Source organism: Shewanella glacialimarina, assembly GCF_020511155.1.
Classification (GTDB): Bacteria; Pseudomonadota; Gammaproteobacteria; order Enterobacterales; family Shewanellaceae; genus Shewanella; species Shewanella glacialimarina.
This window is the reverse complement of sequence record NZ_CP041216.1, coordinates 4,333,264-4,350,110: the sequence shown is the minus strand read 5'-3', so window position 1 is coordinate 4,350,110 and position 16,847 is coordinate 4,333,264. Positions and strand designations below refer to the sequence as shown.

The 16,847-nt window shown below is 42.2% G+C and carries 14 protein-coding genes and 1 pseudogene; 9 read left to right on the top strand and 6 right to left on the bottom strand.

Features of this window, described 5'->3' with window-relative positions; all coding sequences use genetic code 11:
- Positions 1 to 62 precede the first annotated feature (62 nt).
- The 4 genes and pseudogenes from FJ709_RS19080 (at position 63) to FJ709_RS19065 (ending at position 4,481) form a co-directional block, all read left to right on the top strand.
- On the top strand, positions 63 to 512 hold the full coding sequence (locus FJ709_RS19080) for a dCMP deaminase family protein (RefSeq protein WP_226412085.1): 450 nt from the start codon (positions 63 to 65) through the stop codon (positions 510 to 512).
- Between the two features lie 345 nt (positions 513 to 857).
- Positions 858 to 1,184 (top strand): c-type cytochrome, encoded by a 327-nt coding sequence (locus FJ709_RS19075; RefSeq protein ID WP_226412083.1) that lies wholly within the window; start codon positions 858 to 860, stop codon positions 1,182 to 1,184.
- Between the two features lie 146 nt (positions 1,185 to 1,330).
- Positions 1,331 to 3,042, top strand: a pseudogene (locus FJ709_RS19070) (DUF3373 domain-containing protein).
- 47 nt (positions 3,043 to 3,089) lie between these two features.
- A complete protein-coding gene (locus FJ709_RS19065) occupies positions 3,090 to 4,481 on the top strand; it encodes a tetrathionate reductase family octaheme c-type cytochrome (protein ID WP_226412081.1) in 1,392 nt (463 codons plus the stop codon).
- 121 nt (positions 4,482 to 4,602) lie between these two features.
- Here FJ709_RS19065 and hutI read toward each other — a convergent pair whose 3' ends face one another.
- A complete protein-coding gene (gene hutI, locus FJ709_RS19060) occupies positions 4,603 to 5,829 on the bottom strand; it encodes an imidazolonepropionase (protein ID WP_226416060.1) in 1,227 nt (408 codons plus the stop codon).
- 115 nt (positions 5,830 to 5,944) lie between these two features.
- Between hutI and hutC the strand changes: the two genes are divergently transcribed.
- The 4 genes from hutC to FJ709_RS19040 all read left to right on the top strand — a co-directional run bounded on the left by hutC (position 5,945) and on the right by FJ709_RS19040 (position 11,570).
- Positions 5,945 to 6,652, top strand: coding sequence for a histidine utilization repressor (gene hutC / locus FJ709_RS19055; RefSeq protein ID WP_226412079.1), 708 nt, complete (start codon positions 5,945 to 5,947; stop codon positions 6,650 to 6,652).
- 107 nt (positions 6,653 to 6,759) lie between these two features.
- Positions 6,760 to 8,448 (top strand): urocanate hydratase, encoded by a 1,689-nt coding sequence (hutU, locus tag FJ709_RS19050; protein WP_226412077.1) that lies wholly within the window; start codon positions 6,760 to 6,762, stop codon positions 8,446 to 8,448.
- On the top strand, positions 8,448 to 9,986 hold the full coding sequence (gene hutH / locus FJ709_RS19045; protein WP_226412075.1) for a histidine ammonia-lyase: 1,539 nt from the start codon (positions 8,448 to 8,450) through the stop codon (positions 9,984 to 9,986). The genes hutU and hutH overlap by 1 nt, the downstream gene beginning before the upstream one ends.
- A 309-nt stretch (positions 9,987 to 10,295) precedes the next feature.
- Positions 10,296 to 11,570: a mechanosensitive ion channel family protein gene (locus tag FJ709_RS19040; protein WP_226412073.1), complete on the top strand. Its 1,275-nt coding sequence runs from the start codon at positions 10,296 to 10,298 to the stop codon at positions 11,568 to 11,570.
- A gap of 46 nt (positions 11,571 to 11,616) precedes the next feature.
- On the opposite strand, the gene FJ709_RS19035 is transcribed toward FJ709_RS19040, so the two are convergent.
- From FJ709_RS19035 to FJ709_RS19015, 5 genes are all read right to left on the bottom strand, one after another.
- On the bottom strand, positions 11,617 to 12,168 hold the full coding sequence (locus tag FJ709_RS19035) for a 1-acyl-sn-glycerol-3-phosphate acyltransferase (RefSeq protein WP_226412071.1): 552 nt from the start codon (positions 12,166 to 12,168) through the stop codon (positions 11,617 to 11,619).
- 165 nt (positions 12,169 to 12,333) lie between these two features.
- Complete coding sequence (locus FJ709_RS19030) at positions 12,334 to 12,801, bottom strand: DUF2489 domain-containing protein (protein WP_226412069.1); 468 nt, start codon at positions 12,799 to 12,801, stop codon at positions 12,334 to 12,336.
- A 69-nt stretch (positions 12,802 to 12,870) separates the two neighbouring features.
- Positions 12,871 to 13,428 (bottom strand): Der GTPase-activating protein YihI, encoded by a 558-nt coding sequence (gene yihI, locus FJ709_RS19025; protein ID WP_226412067.1) that lies wholly within the window; start codon positions 13,426 to 13,428, stop codon positions 12,871 to 12,873.
- A 55-nt stretch (positions 13,429 to 13,483) separates the two neighbouring features.
- Positions 13,484 to 14,146 (bottom strand): methyltransferase domain-containing protein, encoded by a 663-nt coding sequence (locus FJ709_RS19020; RefSeq protein WP_226412065.1) that lies wholly within the window; start codon positions 14,144 to 14,146, stop codon positions 13,484 to 13,486.
- Between the two features lie 813 nt (positions 14,147 to 14,959).
- On the bottom strand, positions 14,960 to 15,580 hold the full coding sequence (locus tag FJ709_RS19015) for a c-type cytochrome (protein ID WP_226412063.1): 621 nt from the start codon (positions 15,578 to 15,580) through the stop codon (positions 14,960 to 14,962).
- 254 nt (positions 15,581 to 15,834) lie between these two features.
- Between FJ709_RS19015 and yihA the strand changes: the two genes are divergently transcribed.
- Positions 15,835 to 16,506 carry a ribosome biogenesis GTP-binding protein YihA/YsxC gene (gene yihA, locus FJ709_RS19010; RefSeq protein ID WP_226412061.1) on the top strand — a complete coding sequence of 224 codons (672 nt, stop codon included), beginning with the start codon at positions 15,835 to 15,837 and terminating at the stop codon, positions 16,504 to 16,506.
- The last annotated feature ends 341 nt before the right edge of the window (positions 16,507 to 16,847 follow it).

The window sequence follows — 16,847 nt, the reverse complement described above, 5'->3', positions numbered from 1 at the left end:
TAATCAGGTATGATGTTTTATCGAATAAGATTGTTATTTGTCATTCATTTAGGGCTTTTAGTATGATTTCAAAGTGGGCAAAACGTTTTTTTCAAATGGCTGAGTTAGTGGGATCTTGGAGTAAAGACCCGTCGACTCAAGTGGGCGCGGTGATCACCAAGCATAATCGTATTGTGTCAGTTGGCTTTAATGGTTATCCGCACGGTATTTCAGACAGTGCTGAAACCGACGACAGGGAAATGAAGCTGCTTAAAACATTGCATGCCGAAGAAAACGCCATTTTATTTGCCAAGCGTGACCTTGATGGATGCGATATTTGGGTGACGCACTTTCCTTGCCCTAATTGTGCAGCAAAAATAATTCAAACAGGTATTACTGGCGTCTTTTGCCCTGAACAAAATGCTGATTTTTTATCACGCTGGGGTGAAAAAATTAAGCTTTCACAAGAGATGTTTCAACAGGCTGGTGTGACAGTAAATTGGTTGCCATTGGATGAGTTAGCCGAGTCGTAGGCTATATTGTTATTAATTAAAAATCGCCCATTTGGGCGATTTTTTCGTTTTAACTCATTACCCATATTCTTAACACTCCCCCTCGAGGTTGTTCTATTAGCTTTATTTCCTCCCTAGCGTAGCTTTTTAAGTAATGCCAAGACCGATTAATTATTAATAACATGCTCGTTATAATCATATCCATTAGATTTTTATCAATTATATTTTTATCAATTAGATTTTTTGCATGGATATGATCTACTTCAAATTAACACTACCCCCTTTTAGGTAACATTAGTTACAGCAAAGAAATAATGACACCTTGCTAACGTAGCACCCATAAAAAGCCCTACAGAGGATAAACAGATGAACACTTATATTAAAGTTAGTATAGCAATCGCCATAGCATTATCGTTTGGTAGTCAAGTTATGGCCGCTGAAGGTGGAAACCCTAAAAAAGGTAAGCACCTGTACAAAAAAGAATGTAAAGCCTGCCACAGTGCAAATAGTGAAGGGCAAGAACTCACTCCAATGACCAAAACCATGAGCCAGTGGGATCGCTTTTTCACTCGCGATATGCACAAAGCCAAACCTGCCGTTTTTGAGGCACTGTCAGAAAAAGACTTAAAAGATATTCAACAGTTTTTATATGACCATGCCGCTGATTCAGATCAACCAGCAACCTGCGGCTAAATCATAAACGCTGAGTACCTTTCGTCTTAAGCGAAAACGTCAGCCACTAATCAAACTGAAAAATAATGGGGCTAAGCCTCAGGGATTTTTACAACTAAAATTTGCCAAATAGACTTGTTTATTAGGCAGGTTTGGGGAGAAATAACATGAGAACTCTCATATCAATACTCGTTGCTAATGCGCTCTTTATGAGCGGTGCTAGCCTTGCGGCAGACGCAGATGCCCAGAAAATTGCTGATTTAAAACAACAGCTCGCAACAATAACTGAAGATCTTGACGATTTAAATTCACGGGTTGATAAAACCGAACGTCACACCGCGTTAGACAGAGTTGCAATCACTGGTGACTTTAGAACTAAAGCGCATTCTTTACATTACCAAAATGTCACATGGAACCCGGCCATGAACGTTAATTTCTCTGACTTTGGCGCGAAAGCCATGTCAGGAGCATTTGGTGACCCGAATAGTGCTACCTCTCCGTTAGGCCAAATGATGATAGCGAACCCTGATTTAGCCAGCGCGTTTCAAAACGGTATGCTACAAGGCGTTATGCCTATGATGTTAGGGGCAAAAACCCAGCAAGATATTGATAATGAGATTTTTTACACCACGCGGTTGCGTTTAAATATTGATGCTAAAGTATGGGATAACGTCAGTTTTTCCGGACGTTTAACCATGTTTAAAAGTTGGGGAGACTCTACTGGCGTTAAAGTGTTTGATTCGTGGAATTCATTCACTATGGATGGCACCAGTAGCGGTACACCAGTGGTGATGAATTAAAAGTAGAACGCGCCTATTTTAACTGGAAAGACATTAACGGCAGCGGCACCTATCTTTCGATTGGACGCCGCCCTTCAACCTACGGCCCACCAAGTCACTATCGTGAAAATGAACTCAGAGGCGGCACGCCATCAGGTCATTTAGTTAACTTCAACTTCGATGGCCTAACGCTAGGCTATGATCTCAGTGATATTACCGGTATCGAAGGTCAAACAGTGCGTTTTTGCTATGGTCAAGGATTTGAATCACAGTACGGTAATGGCGAATTATTTGGCGACATTATCACCAAAGATACTCACCTCGGTGGTTTTAATATCGACGTTGTCAGTGACGGAAACCACTTCTTACAGTTCACTTTATTCGGCGCTAAAGATGTCAATGATGGCTTTACAGGCACCATGGCATTCCCGACTCAACTGGCGGGTATCTTTGCTCCAACTATGTATCAAGACATGCAAAAATTTGACAACTTTAACTTCGTTACCCGCGTACAACCCAGCGGTGTGATTGGTGATTTGTTCTTAGGGGGACTAGGTTATGCCTATGAAACCGATGACGATATGAAAATGTTTGCTTCATTCGGTTGGACTCGCGCAGAACCAAACGGTAATGCCGGTTTGTTTGGCGGCATGTTAAGTGACGCAGTATTTGAAGCTGAGCTGAACAGCACGGGGACTGAAATCATTATGGTGCCAAAAGAAACGGTTCATAGTGACACTAAAGATGGCTATGGCATTTATGTCGGTATGCAAATACCTGCACCCTACGGAAAGTTCGGCTTGGAATATAACTACGGTTCTAAATACTGGAGTCCGTTCACCCAAGCGCAAGATGATCCTATCGGCAGTAAGCTAGCGACCCGTGGCCATGTAGCTGAAGCCTATTATATTTTTGATATAAATCCAAAAATGTTTATCAAGTTAGCCGGTTTGTATTACGACTATGAATATACCGGAAGTGGCTCACCAGTAGGTGCACCGATGAATGTTGACGATGTGATTGCCGGTAACGCGTTCTCAATGCTACCCGTTGTCGACACCGCCTATGACGTTAATGCGTCACTGACGGTTAACTTCTAACTTGGTTCCTCCCTGAGTGTCTGCTCAGGGAGGTAAGGATATACACCATGAAAATCTTAACTGCAGCCCTTATGTTGCTTGCCATAAGCACCACTGCACAGGCTGCCTTTGACCATAAAGAGGCGCTAAAAGGGCCATTTTCCAACGGCCCTGAAGTGACTACACAATGCTTAACATGCCATAAAGAACATGCTGAAGAATTTATGACATCTTCACATTGGACTTGGGAATTAGAACAAAAGCTACCTGATCGCACAGTGATGCGTGGTAAAAAGAACAGTATTAACAACTTTTGTGTGTCGATATCCGGTAATGAACCGCGTTGTACCAGCTGCCATGCTGGCTATGGTTGGAAAGATTCTACATTCGACTTTAAGGACGCGACTAAAGTGGATTGTTTAGTCTGTCACGACACCACGGGGACTTACATTAAAGATCCTGCGGGTGCAGGCGAGGCATTAGCAAGAGTCAATTTAGCCAACGTAGCCCAGAATGTCGGTTCGCCTGTGCGTGATAATTGCGGCAGCTGCCACTTTTACGGTGGTGGCGGTGATGCGGTTAAGCACGGTGATTTAGACTCATCCATGTCTTATCCAGATAAAGCGACCGATGTGCATATGAATGCCGATGGAAATGATTTCCAGTGCCAAACTTGTCACGTCACTGAAAGTCATCAAATTACCGGTAATGCGATGGGTGTCTCACCTGGAGGCGAAAGCAAAATTGGTTGTGAAAACTGCCATGATGGCGCACCTCATAAAAACAAAAAGCTTAATACCCACTCGGAAACCGTAGCGTGTCAGACTTGTCATATACCGTCATTTGCGAAAAATGAACCGACAAAAATGCATTGGGACTGGTCAACTGCAGGGCAAGATCTTCCTGATACGACAGATCAATATGGTAAGCATACTTTTAATAAAAAGAAAGGTAGCTTTATTTGGCAAAAAGACGTTAAACCACAATATGCTTGGTTTAATGGCCGTGCCGATGCGTATATGGCTGGCGATAAAATGGACCCAACTCAAACAATTAAATTAACTTATCCATTAGGGGATATTAATGACCCTAAAGCTAAAATCTATCCTTTCAAAGTGCACACGGGTAAGCAAATTTATGATGCTAAACTCAATATTTTGATAACCCCTAAAACGTACGGTGAAGGTGGCTATTGGGATAAGTTTGATTGGGACTTAGCAGCAAAATTAGGCATGGAAGCTAACCCAACTATGATAGAGAAAGGCTTCAAGTACAGTGGTAAGCATGGCTTTGTTGAAACCGAAATGTGGTGGCGCATCAACCATATGGTGTCACCAAAAGGCAAAGCATTACAATGTAATGACTGCCATAACAAAGGTGAACGTTTAGATTGGAAAGCGCTAGGATATGACGGCGATCCAATGAAAAACAAACAAGGTAAACGTCATGCAATGGAGTAATTTTAAGCTATTCCTGAAGGCATTGTTTAGTTTCTAGGTTACCTAGACTTAATATTACCAATAATAAAAGAGCTTAAATCGCTAGTCGGTTTAAGCTCTTTTTATAGCGGATTATGTGGGTTTACTGCTGAATAATTTGACCCGCTTTAATGACTTGCTCGCAAGGGTTTACCCCAAAAGTGTAAGCCAGTTCAGCAGGTGAACTAATATCCCACAAACAGAAATCGGCTTGTTTACCTACCACTAAACTACCAACACTTTCTTCAATCCCCAATGCTTTAGCGGCATTAATGGTTAAGCCTTTAAGGGCTTCTTCAGGCGTTAGGCGGAATAATGTACACGCCATATTTAGCATCAATTTGGTTGAACAAATTGGTGATGAACCAGGGTTAAAATCACTGGCGATAACAATGGGTACTTTGTATTTACGCAGCAATTCAATCGGTGGCAATTTGGTTTCTCGTAGAAAATAATAGGCACCAGGTAGCAGTACCGCACAGGTACCGCTTTGACTTAAGGCTTGTACGCCTGCTTCATCTAAATGTTCAATATGATCGACAGACAAAGCGCCAAGTTTGGCAGCTAATTCACTACCACCAATATTAGACAATTGTTCGGCATGCAGCTTTATTGCTAAGCCGGCTTGTTTGGCAGCTGTCAGCACTCGCTCTGTTTGCTCAAGATTAAAGGCGATGCCTTCGCAAAACACATCAACAGCATCAGCAAGATTATGCTTAATCACTTGTGGCAGCATCTCATCAATGACTAAATCGACATAAGCATCAGGTTGGGTTTTATATTCTGCAGGAATGGCATGGGCGCCTAAAAATGTGGTTTTCACATCGATATGGTGATGCTCGCCGAGTTCTCGCGCAACCCTAAGGAGTTTTAATTCGGTTTCGGTATCTAAACCATAGCCAGATTTTATTTCAATTGTGGTAACGCCTTCTTTAGCAAGCGCATTTAAACGCTTACGACCCAGATCAAATAGGGTTTCTTCATCGGCTTCGCGACAGGCTGTTACGGTTGAAATTATACCGCCGCCAGCTCGAGCAATATCTTCATAGCTTGCGCCTTGTAAGCGTTGTTCAAACTCATTGGCGCGGCTGCCTGCAAAGACGAGATGAGTGTGGGCATCAATCAAGCCAGGAGTGATCCATTTACCTTTACCACGGTAAATCGGCGTGGCTAACGCATCAAACTTAGGGAGATCTGCGCGAGGGCCTATCCAGGCTATTTTGCCGTCTTTTACGGCAATGGCTGCACTTTCAATCGCGCCATATGGCACTGATGATGCTGTATCCATAGTGGCAACGTTGACATCAATCCACACGTGGTCCCAGTTCATAGCCATGTTCTTTACTCAGTCTTTTGATTGTTAATCAAACAATACTTGATCTTGCTTGTATATACAAGCTAGGATGATATCCCATTATTCCTCATTTCTAGCATTGGAACCGCATATGGCATTGGCAAAATTTGCTGAGATTAAACAATTCATCCTTGCGCGTATTGAGGCGGGTGAGTGGGAAGAGAACGCCCGCATACCATCAGAAAATCAATTAACTGAGATGTTTAATTGTAGTCGAATGACTGCCAGACGCGCATTAACTGAACTTGTCGAGGCTGGCATTTTAGAGCGCACCCAAGGGTTAGGGACATTTGTAGCAGGTCTTAAGTCGCAATCGTCTTTACTGAATATTCGTAATATTGCCGATGAAATTAAAGAGCGCGGCCATGGATACAGTGTAAAGCAGCTAGAGTTAACCCAAATAGACGCCATCGCGCCAATTGCTATCGCGTTAGGATTAGAGGTGGGTAGTGCCGTATTTCACTCGGTATTAGTGCATTGCGAGCAAGGTATACCATTACAGTTAGAGGAACGCTTTGTTAATCCTAACTTGATCCCTGATTACCTAAAGCAAGATTTTAGCCAGCAAACACCCCATGAATACTTATCCCAAATTGCGCCATTAACAGAAGCGCGCCACACAGTCGAAGCGATTATTGCCACAGAACAAACTCAGCAACGTTTAGAAATAGTGGCCACTGAACCCTGCTTACAAATTACTCGCCGTACCTGGTCACGTAAAGGCGTGGTGAGTTTTGCCCGTTTAGTGCACCCCGGCAGTAAATTTAGATTAGGCGGCCATTTAACCTTTAAGCGTTAACCATAGATAAATAAGTTATTCGCCGTAAGTAAACAGATTAACTAACGAACAACAAGCCGTTAGCCACAGAAAAAATAAAACAAACCGAACAGGTTGAAGAGGAAAATATGGATAAAAGACACGACCCAAGCAGACGAATTATTGCGCCACACGGTACAACGCTAAGTTGTAAAAGCTGGTTAACAGAAGCGGCAATGCGGATGTTAATGAACAACTTACACCCTGATGTAGCTGAACGCCCGGAAGATTTGGTGGTTTACGGTGGTATTGGCCGTGCAGCAAGAGACTGGCCAAGCTATGACAAAATTATTGAAGTGCTGCAGCGTCTTGAAGATGATGAAACCTTATTAGTGCAATCAGGTAAACCTGTAGGCGTGTTTAAAACCCACAGTAATGCACCGCGAGTGATTATTGCCAACTCAAACCTGGTACCGCATTGGGCTAATTGGGAGCACTTTAACGAACTCGATAAAAAAGGTTTAGCCATGTATGGCCAAATGACCGCAGGTTCGTGGATTTACATTGGCTCGCAGGGCATTGTGCAAGGCACTTACGAAACCTTCGTCGCTATGGCAAACCAACACTTTAACGGTTCATCTGCGGGTAAGTGGATTTTAACCGGTGGTTTAGGTGGTATGGGCGGCGCTCAACCATTAGCAGGCACTATGGCGGGCTATTCAGTATTAACCTGTGAAGTGGATGAAACCCGTATCGACTTTAGAATGCGCACCCGCTATGTAGACAAAAAAGCCAAGTCGTTAGACGAAGCATTAGCCATGATTGATGAGGCCAATAAAAGCGGCAAGCCAGTATCGGTCGGCTTGTTAGGTAATGCGGCCGATGTATTTACTGAGTTAGTTAAGCGCGGCATTACGCCGGACGTGGTAACCGACCAAACCTCAGCACACGACCCATTAAATGGTTATTTACCCCAGGGCTGGACATTAGAGCACGCTGCCAGCATGCGTAAAACTGATGAAGCGGCGGTTGTTAAGGCGGCTAAACAATCAATGGCTGTTCAGGTTAGAGCTATGTTGGCATTACAAGCTGCTGGCGCTGCAACCACAGATTACGGTAATAACATTCGTCAAATGGCGTTTGATGAAGGCGTTGAAAATGCTTTTGATTTCCCTGGTTTTGTACCTGCTTATGTGCGTCCTTTATTCTGTGAAGGTATTGGCCCGTTCCGTTGGGTAGCCTTGTCGGGTGATCCTGAGGATATTTATAAAACCGATGCCAAAGTCAAAGAGCTTATTCCTGATAATCCACATTTGCATAATTGGTTAGACATGGCGCGTGAGCGTATTGCGTTTCAAGGTTTGCCTGCACGTATTTGTTGGGTGGGTCTTAAAGATCGTGCTCGTTTAGCGTTAGCCTTTAACGAAATGGTTAAAAATGGCGAGTTATCTGCGCCAATCGTTATTGGTCGTGATCATTTAGACTCAGGCTCAGTAGCCAGTCCAAATCGTGAAACCGAATCTATGCTTGATGGCTCTGATGCGGTGTCTGATTGGCCATTAATGAATGCACTATTGAATACCGCTAGCGGCGCCACTTGGGTGTCACTGCACCATGGTGGTGGCGTGGGTATGGGCTTTAGTCAGCATTCTGGTGTGGTTATTGTTGCCGACGGTACTGATGAAGCGGCTACGCGATTAGGTCGAGTATTATGGAATGACCCCGCAACTGGTGTGATGCGTCATGCTGATGCAGGTTACGACATCGCAAAACAGTGCGCTAAAGAGCAAGGTTTAGATTTACCTATGATTTCAAGTGATAAAGCAGGAACACAATAATGACTAAGCATAAATTCACATTAACACCGGGCACACTCACACTGGCAGAGCTGCGCCAAATTAGTCGTAATTCTGTTGAGCTAACACTTGCCGATAGCGCCTTTGCTGATATTAACAATAGTGCTGAAATTGTTCAGCAAGTATTGCGAGATGGTCGCACCGTTTATGGTATCAATACCGGTTTTGGCTTATTAGCGAACACCAAAATTGCGCCAGGTGATTTACAGCTATTACAGCGCTCAATTGTATTATCGCATGCGGCGGGTATCGGCCAATATATGCAAGATGCGACCGTGCGTTTAATGATGGTATTAAAAATTAACTCATTAAGCCGGGGTTTTTCGGGTATTCGTCTTGAGGTTATCAACTTCCTCATCAAGCTGGTTAATGCCGGTGTTTATCCCTGTGTGCCAGAAAAAGGTTCAGTTGGCGCATCGGGTGATTTAGCTCCATTGGCGCATATGTGTTTGCCGTTATTAGGCGAAGGCGAAATGAGTTACCAAGGTGAGTTAATTAGCGCCAAAGAAGGCTTAGAAATTGCCGGTCTACAACCTTTAGAGTTAGCGGCTAAAGAAGGCTTGGCGTTACTTAATGGTACACAAGCTTCAACTGCGCTGGCGTTAGAAGGTTTGTTTAATGCAGAAGACTTATTTGCCGCAAGTTCAGTTATTGGCTCAATGAGTGTTGAAGCCGCAATGGGCAGTCGCAGTCCGTTTGATGCGCGTATTCACGCTGCGCGTGGACAAAAAGGCCAAATTGACTCGGCAGCTATTTTCCGTCATTTATTGGGTAATGACTCTGAAATAAGTCAAAGCCATGCAAACTGTGACAAGGTGCAAGACCCGTATTCACTACGTTGCCAGCCACAGGTATTAGGTGCGTGTTTAACTCAAATTCGCCATGCCGCTGATGTACTATGTGTCGAAGCCAATGGGGTAACAGATAACCCATTAGTGTTCCAAGACACCGGAGATATTCTATCAGGTGGTAACTTCCATGCTGAGCCTGTTGCAATGGCGGCGGATAACTTGGCGATTGCGATAGCTGAGTTAGGTTCAATTTCTGAGCGCCGTATGGCCTTGTTAATTGACTCTAGCTTATCAAAACTACCGCCATTTCTAGTGAATAACGGCGGGGTAAACTCAGGTTTTATGATTGCGCAAGTGACTGCAGCGGCATTAGCGTCTGAGAACAAAACCTATGCTCACCCAGCATCGGTAGACAGCTTGCCGACCTCTGCAAACCAGGAAGATCACGTGTCTATGGCAACCTTTGCCGCGCGTCGTTTACGGGATATGAGTGAAAACACCCGTGGAGTGTTGGCAATTGAATTGTTGGCAGCGGCTCAAGGGCTTGATTTTAGAAAGCCATTACAACCCAGTGCTGCGGTAGCCAAAGCGAAAGCCGAGTTACGTGAAGTGGTGACGTTTTACGATCAAGATCGTTTCTTTGCACCTGATATCGAAAATTCTATTGAGTTATTGATGCAAGCAAACTTCAATACTTACTTACCAATGGGCATGATACCAAGCCGCTAGGTATGCTACTTTGTCCTAGAGCTCAAACCTATGCTGAAATTAAGCAATAAATAAAAGGACCGTAAGGTCCTTTTTACTTTTTTAAGGGCTTGAAAAATAAAGATTAGGATAGTTTAGCGTGAGCAATATCAATATTGTTGAATCTTCCATATAAGTGCTGAAATGATAATGTTAAAATCACGATTTAGAATAATAGTTTGTGACTGGCTTTAGATGGGTAATTATGGATTTAACTGATCATCTTTTACCCAGTGATTATTATGTTTGTGCTTATTAAAAAGCCATACTATTGAATGAATAGGATTGAATGTGAATACAAATTGGCGAGTTGAAGTGGCCTCTTGGCTAACAGATTTAGGGATTAATAGTCAGCCTACCGATGGTATTTCTACCTCAGTATTATTGCTCGCGTGTGTGCTTGTGGCAGGCATTGGTTATTTTATCACTCATCATTTTTTTGTGAGTGGTATTAATCGTATTATTCGACGTTCTAGTGTGACCTGGGATGATATTTTTATCCGCTTCAAAATGTTTGAACGTTTAGCTATGCTAGTCCCCCTGCTCATTTTAGACTTTTTATTGCCGATAGTATTAACCGAACATAAAGTATTAAGCTTGTTTTTAGATCGTGCGCTTGGTGCTTTACTGGTGATATTAATTATCCGCGCAATATACGCCGGTTTGAATGCAGTTAATGAGATAGCAGATGTTAAACGAATTAACCGCAATTTACCGGTTAAAAGCTTTGTACAGCTGACTAAGCTGTTTTTATTTTTTATTGGTCTGATTGTTATAATTTCCGTGTTAAGTGACCGTTCGCCGGTATATTTTTTTAGTGGTTTAGGTGTTGCCACCGGTTTGGTGATGTTAGTTTTTCGCGACACCATTTTAGGCTTTGTTGCGGGTATTCAATTAGCAGCTAATCGCATGGTGAGTAAAGGCGATTGGATCCAAATGGACAAGTATGGTGCAGATGGTGCGGTTGAAGATGTCACTTTAACGACAGTAAAAGTGCGTAATTGGGATAACACTATCACCATGATCCCCGCTTATGCTTTAGTGTCCGATGCGTTTAAAAATTGGCGCGGTATGTCAGAATCTGGCGGACGCCGTATCAAACGTTCAATTAATATCGATGTAAATAGTATTAAGTTTCTCAGCGATGATGAAAAAAGCCGCTTATCAAAAGTGAATCATTTAAAAGCTTATATTCCACAAAAGCTGTCAGAAATTACCACGGCAAACCAACTGATTAGCGATCTTGATATGCCAGTTAATGGCAGAAGGTTAACCAACATAGGCACCTTCAGGATTTACCTACAGGAGTTTTTACGCCAGCACCCGAAGATACACAAAGATATGACCCTTATGGTGCGTCAGTTGGCGCCGACAACTGAGGGGCTACCGATTGAATTGTATATCTTTACCAATGATATTCGCTGGGCATACTACGAGGAGATTCAGGCCGATATATTTGATCATGTTTTTGCTGTATTACCAGAGTTTGGTTTGCAAGCATTCCAAAATCCGACGGGCATTGATATGCGTTCTATCAACACAGTAGTCAATAAGCTAGAAAATTAGCAGACTATAGGGCTGTGAATCGCAGCCCTAGTGGTTATTTGGTTTGTTACTTTTGATAAACTGGAATGGTTTTAGCGTGACGGCCATTAATGGTGCGGTAAAAAGCCATCAATTGATTTATTTCTAACTCTATCGCCCCGGTTGGTTTTAATGCTGTGGTGATAATTATTTTCTTACTATTAAAATCTAAGCCTACCGGCACAATATCAACACCTGCTTGCAGGGCGATATGATAAAAACCACTTTTCCAGCGTTTAACAGGACTGCGAGTACCTTCCGGTGCTAATGCAAGTTTGTAATTTGGATTTTGATTAAATAGCTGTACCGCAGAATCAACCAAGTTGTTGTGTTTACGTCTGTCTACCGGGCTGCCACCCATTGCTTTAAATATCCAGCCCCAAGGCGGAACAAACAATTGATGTTTACCTAAAAAATGGATTGGGGTGTTTAATGCACCGCGCGCCAGAATACCAACAACAAAGTCCCAATTGCTCGTGTGCGGGCCAACGATAATGACACATGATTGGTTATGATTTATATGGCCATCAAACTGCCAGCCAAGCTTGGTGAGTGACCAGCTACAGAAGCGATTAAACATAAGTAACCCTTTATTTGTGGCTACCATTTAACGGGTAGCCTTATTATTTTATTATGTATTTTAAAGTAACAAATCTATTTGGATTAGCAAGCGCTTAAGTAGATCTGGCGCATCTGCCTAGCGGCCTGTAGAGCTTAAATTATAGATCAATTGGTGTTAGGTGAATTAATGTGTAGGGGCTTGTTCGAACTCAGTAATATTTTTAGCTTCTTGCAAAATACTCTCACCTAAGTCAGCTTCAGAGCGCATTCTGGCAAAATCCAGTTTCATACGTTGTTGCTTGGGTAGCGCTTGACGCGCTTCCATAATAGGATGAGATCTTATGATGTCATAATGGCTGAACAGCTTCGGGAAAAGCGGAGTCACTTGTTCCGTCATCGACAAAGCATCGAATAACTTACCAATACGCATTACCCCTTCAGAAAGCTCGCAGCGGTCCTCTAGCATCGCTGCCGCGATGTAACGAATATCGGTAAGGACTTGTTGGCGACGCACCTCTGCTTTTGCTAGGCGTTCCTCAAGTGCTTGTTGATTAATGGCAGCTTGGCGTTTCACTTTCAACAACAATGATGCGGCATAAGCACCTGAGGCGATAACGATGATAATGGCGATGATTATAAGAGCGGTAGACACAAAGACTCCTTAATTGGCTGAATACGACGAATAACAAACTGGCGCATTAAGCGCCAGTGGGGAGTTTATTTAGTCTTTGGAGAAGTAATCGTTTAAGTGATTCTCACCAGACTCAAACCGGGCTAATAAGTCATCATCAGAATCTGATTTAGCGGGTTTCTTGACTGTTTTTGGCGCTGGCTCTGGCTCATTTAACCCTAAACGGTCCATTAGATGTTCAATTTTGTCTAATTGAGCATCAAGCCACTTTTGATCTTCTGCAGACAAGTCACGGCCTTCTTCTAGCATGTCTAACAAGCTATTTAGGCGTGGGTCATCTTCTAACTTGAGCAACTTTTGCTCGTCAGTCATTTTAGGTTGCTTAGGCTTATCCTGTTCCGCAACTTTAGATACTTTGACCACAGGTGCTAGTGCTACAGGCTTTTTACTGCCATGACGAGGGTCTGTCGACTTGCCAGCATTAGAGGGTGCACTTTTCTTTAGTAAGGCTTCGTTATGACGACTTCCAGACTTACGGCCTGTTTCGCCACGTTTTCCTTCAGCATCTTTACGATCGGCTTTTTTGACTCTAGGTGCAAATTTAGGGCCGTTCTCTCCGCCCTTGCGAGTTTTTTTACTGCGCGCCATGAATTATCTCAGTTACTTTTTAAAACAGCTCACGTCGGCAAAATGCCAACGTGCATTAAATTAGGATGCGCTTTATACCAGATCCTGATGATTTTTGCATCAAAATGAGCGCCTGCGATACAAATAATAGCGTAAATTCGCTATTTTCGGTTAAATATTCGAAAGTTTGTCGTTGATAGAAGCTTACATGGGTGGGATTATTTTTATAATGCCACTTATTAAAATGTCTTAAATCCGTCATCAGTGGGGTACTAATTGCTAACCATCCCCCCGGTTTAACTAAACGAGAAAACAATTGCCACTCTTTATTTGGGTGGCGAAAATGCTCAAAAACTTTATAGCTACAGACAAAGTCATAGGTTGTTTGCAATACACTGTGATCTGCTGCAAAAAAAGGATCGTATTGCTTAACACTATGGCCGGCTTCATTAATTGATTGCAAACATTGTGCATCCAGTACCCGGCCAAAGTTAAGCCCAGATAATGTACCCGATTGTTGTAAATTAATTTGCGCTAAAAGTGGCATTAAGAATTGTGAAAGCTGCCGTTGTTTAGCCCCTTTCTGTGCTCGGCCATAACGTTGAATTTCAATACTTGGTCTTATATGAGACTTAGGATCTGCCATAACTAGGCCACAATGAGGACAGACATAAAACGCGCGCTTTTTATCCTGCAAAAAAAATTGAGCCTGATGATTGCACAGAGGGCAGGGTATCATTAAATATTTATACACCTATAGAAGGATGTGTCATGACAGTATATAGGGATTTTTTGAGCTTTAAAATCACCAAGAGATACAGTGTAGCTTGAAAAAAAGACAAGAAAAAAGGTGGCAGTAAACTGCCACCTTATAAACAGTGCAAAAAGCACCTTATTCTGATTCCAAGTATCCATGCTTGCTATGCGACTTCCCGGTCGGATCCTTCTTGTTTTTTAAGCTTTCCATGCGCTTATTATTATTGGTCATCTATGACGCTTTTTTATATGCTCTGTAATCATCCTGACTTCAGCTTCCGTAGACGGTCATCAATGACACATCATATTCCTAACCGTCATCTGTGACGTGAATTTACTATCCTTGTATAAAGTACCTTCCAGTGATATTCCGCTTCCAGTGAATGCATCCTAAGCGTGAGCTTTGTGTGCGAATACAGTTGGCTTTTATCTCTGTTGCGTAAGGCAGTGCTATATAGCATGTCGACCAATTGGTCTGTCCCTTACAAAATATCTGACCTGGATTTCAAACCGAAATCGCGACTCTTTGTTATTATTATTGAGTGGCCGTAAGTATATTATTATTATTGATTCAATTTATTCTTATATCTTAAATGATAAAGTACGAGATCTGTTTTTACATTATTATTATTAGCAATAAACAGTTGGGTTCATCTCGGTACGGGGGGTATTTAACCCTAAAAGTGTCAACCCTGTCAAGCATTGATGGTGTGAAGTTGACGTAAACGTAAACTAGCGGTCAAAAATAATGGGTCAACCAGACCCATTATTTAATCAGTAGATTTATGATTTAAAACTACTTAATGCTTGAAATATACTTAGATAAAGCTTCCATATCAGCATCGGTTAACTTTTTCGCAATATCTTGCATCATGCCGTTCATATCGTTATTACGACTTTTTTCACGGAATTTAGTTAATTGAATTTTGATGTAATTAGCATGTTGGCCGCCAAGAGCTGGAAACCCTGCCGCTGCCATACCTTTTGCATCTGGACCGTGACATGCAATACATGATGTTATGCCGCGAGTCATATCACCACCTTTGTAAAGCGACTCACCCGCAGCAGGAACATCGGCCACATCAGCCACAATAAGCTTTTGCGATGAGTAATAGGCAGCAAGATCAGCAATATCTTGGTCACTTAACCCGATAGCCATACTTCCCATGATTGGGTCCATACGACCTTGTTTACCACCTGTTTGCATTGCTGCACGAAACTCTTTTAACTGTTTCTCAAGGTATGATGGGTGTTGTCCCGCGAGTTTCGGGTACATATCAATCATGCTATTGCCGTCAACACCGTGACAGGCAGAACATACGAGTGCTTTAGTTTTTCCCGCTTCGGCATTACCTTCAGCCATAACAGGTGATGACATAGCGGCTACTACAGACAGCGCAAGAGCTAACTTTTTCATGGCGTTCCAACTTCTTGTTAATTTATTGTCCTGAGCTTACTAGGATAACCCGCAAGCGTGGTAAAATAGTTTTCCAAGCGACAATTTTGCTTAAAATGAGGCTTTTAGAGTTCATTTAAGAGCTTTTTAAATCACAATATTAAGATTTGCTTGGAGTTATAATGTGATCTGGCTGATATTTTACACGAAAACGTGCAAAAGGCAGCATTTGAAACATAAATATGATGTTAGGTAAACATTTTCTGGAGTAAACCGTGTCTGAATCTCAAATCGACTTTCGTCAAACTAAGTTTTTAATCAGTGCACCTGACATTGCACACTTAGATCAATATCTTCCTGGCGATGTAGGTGTTGAGATTGCATTTGCGGGCCGCTCTAATGCCGGTAAATCCAGTGCATTAAATGCGTTAACCGAGCAAAAAGGTTTAGCCAGAACCAGTAAAACACCTGGCCGTACTCAGTTAATTAACGTGTTTTCTCTCGCTGCTGACCGCCGTTTAGTTGATTTACCTGGTTATGGTTTTGCTAAAGTGCCATTAGCGTTAAAAAATAAATGGCAGCTTGCGTTGGGCGAGTATTTACAAAAACGTGCTTGCTTAAGTGGTGTTGTGGTATTGATGGACATTCGTCATCCGCTTAAAGATTTAGATATGCAAATGATTGAATGGGCGGTGTTCAGTGAAATTCCCGTGTTAGCTTTGTTGACCAAATCTGACAAGCTTGCGCAAAACGTGAAGATGAAAACAGTTAACGCCGTGCGTAAAGATTTGTCTAAATTTGGCGATTGGGTTCAAGTTGAGCCATTTTCGTCAACTAAAGGCACAGGTAAGCCAAAAGTGCTGAGTATTTTAAATAAGTGGTGTAATCCACAATGGCTACTTGATCAGCAAGCGCTTGAAAAAGAACAACAAGAGCAGCAAGATTAGCAGCTACTTATCGATAATAAAAAAGCGTAATGTGTTAATCACATTACGCTTTTTTATTGGTCTATCATTTTTTACAAGCAAAAAAAACCGATAACCATAGGGCTATCGGTATAAAATTCTTTAGCTCTTTTTGGGGAGAAGCTAAATTCAACAAGACTCAAGTGACATCAACTCAATTTGATGACTCTCAATACAAATATAATAACGCTATTTTTAACTTAGTTAAAGTATTTACTCTAAAAATTCGAATTAAAATTACAAATAACCATTAATTTGTCCACTATGCAGTTTTAAAGTCACAAATCGATTAAAAAAACCAAAAAAAAGCCCCAGCAAAAAAT

What these genes read in the sequence shown, in the direction of transcription:
- FJ709_RS19065 (WP_226412081.1), top strand. Translation starts at nt 3,090, where the DNA reads ATGAAAATCTTAACTGCAGCCCTTATGTTGCTTGCCATAAGCACCACT.
- FJ709_RS19015 (WP_226412063.1), bottom strand. Translation starts at nt 15,580, where the DNA reads ATGAAAAAGTTAGCTCTTGCGCTGTCTGTAGTAGCCGCTATGTCATCA.
- hutI (WP_226416060.1), bottom strand. Translation starts at nt 5,829, where the DNA reads ATGAACTGGGACCACGTGTGGATTGATGTCAACGTTGCCACTATGGAT.
- hutC (WP_226412079.1), top strand. Translation starts at nt 5,945, where the DNA reads ATGGCATTGGCAAAATTTGCTGAGATTAAACAATTCATCCTTGCGCGT.
- hutH (WP_226412075.1), top strand. Translation starts at nt 8,448, where the DNA reads ATGACTAAGCATAAATTCACATTAACACCGGGCACACTCACACTGGCA.
- hutU (WP_226412077.1), top strand. Translation starts at nt 6,760, where the DNA reads ATGGATAAAAGACACGACCCAAGCAGACGAATTATTGCGCCACACGGT.
- FJ709_RS19075 (WP_226412083.1), top strand. Translation starts at nt 858, where the DNA reads ATGAACACTTATATTAAAGTTAGTATAGCAATCGCCATAGCATTATCG.
- yihI (WP_226412067.1), bottom strand. Translation starts at nt 13,428, where the DNA reads ATGGCGCGCAGTAAAAAAACTCGCAAGGGCGGAGAGAACGGCCCTAAA.
- FJ709_RS19035 (WP_226412071.1), bottom strand. Translation starts at nt 12,168, where the DNA reads ATGTTTAATCGCTTCTGTAGCTGGTCACTCACCAAGCTTGGCTGGCAG.
- FJ709_RS19080 (WP_226412085.1), top strand. Translation starts at nt 63, where the DNA reads ATGATTTCAAAGTGGGCAAAACGTTTTTTTCAAATGGCTGAGTTAGTG.
- FJ709_RS19020 (WP_226412065.1), bottom strand. Translation starts at nt 14,146, where the DNA reads ATGATACCCTGCCCTCTGTGCAATCATCAGGCTCAATTTTTTTTGCAG.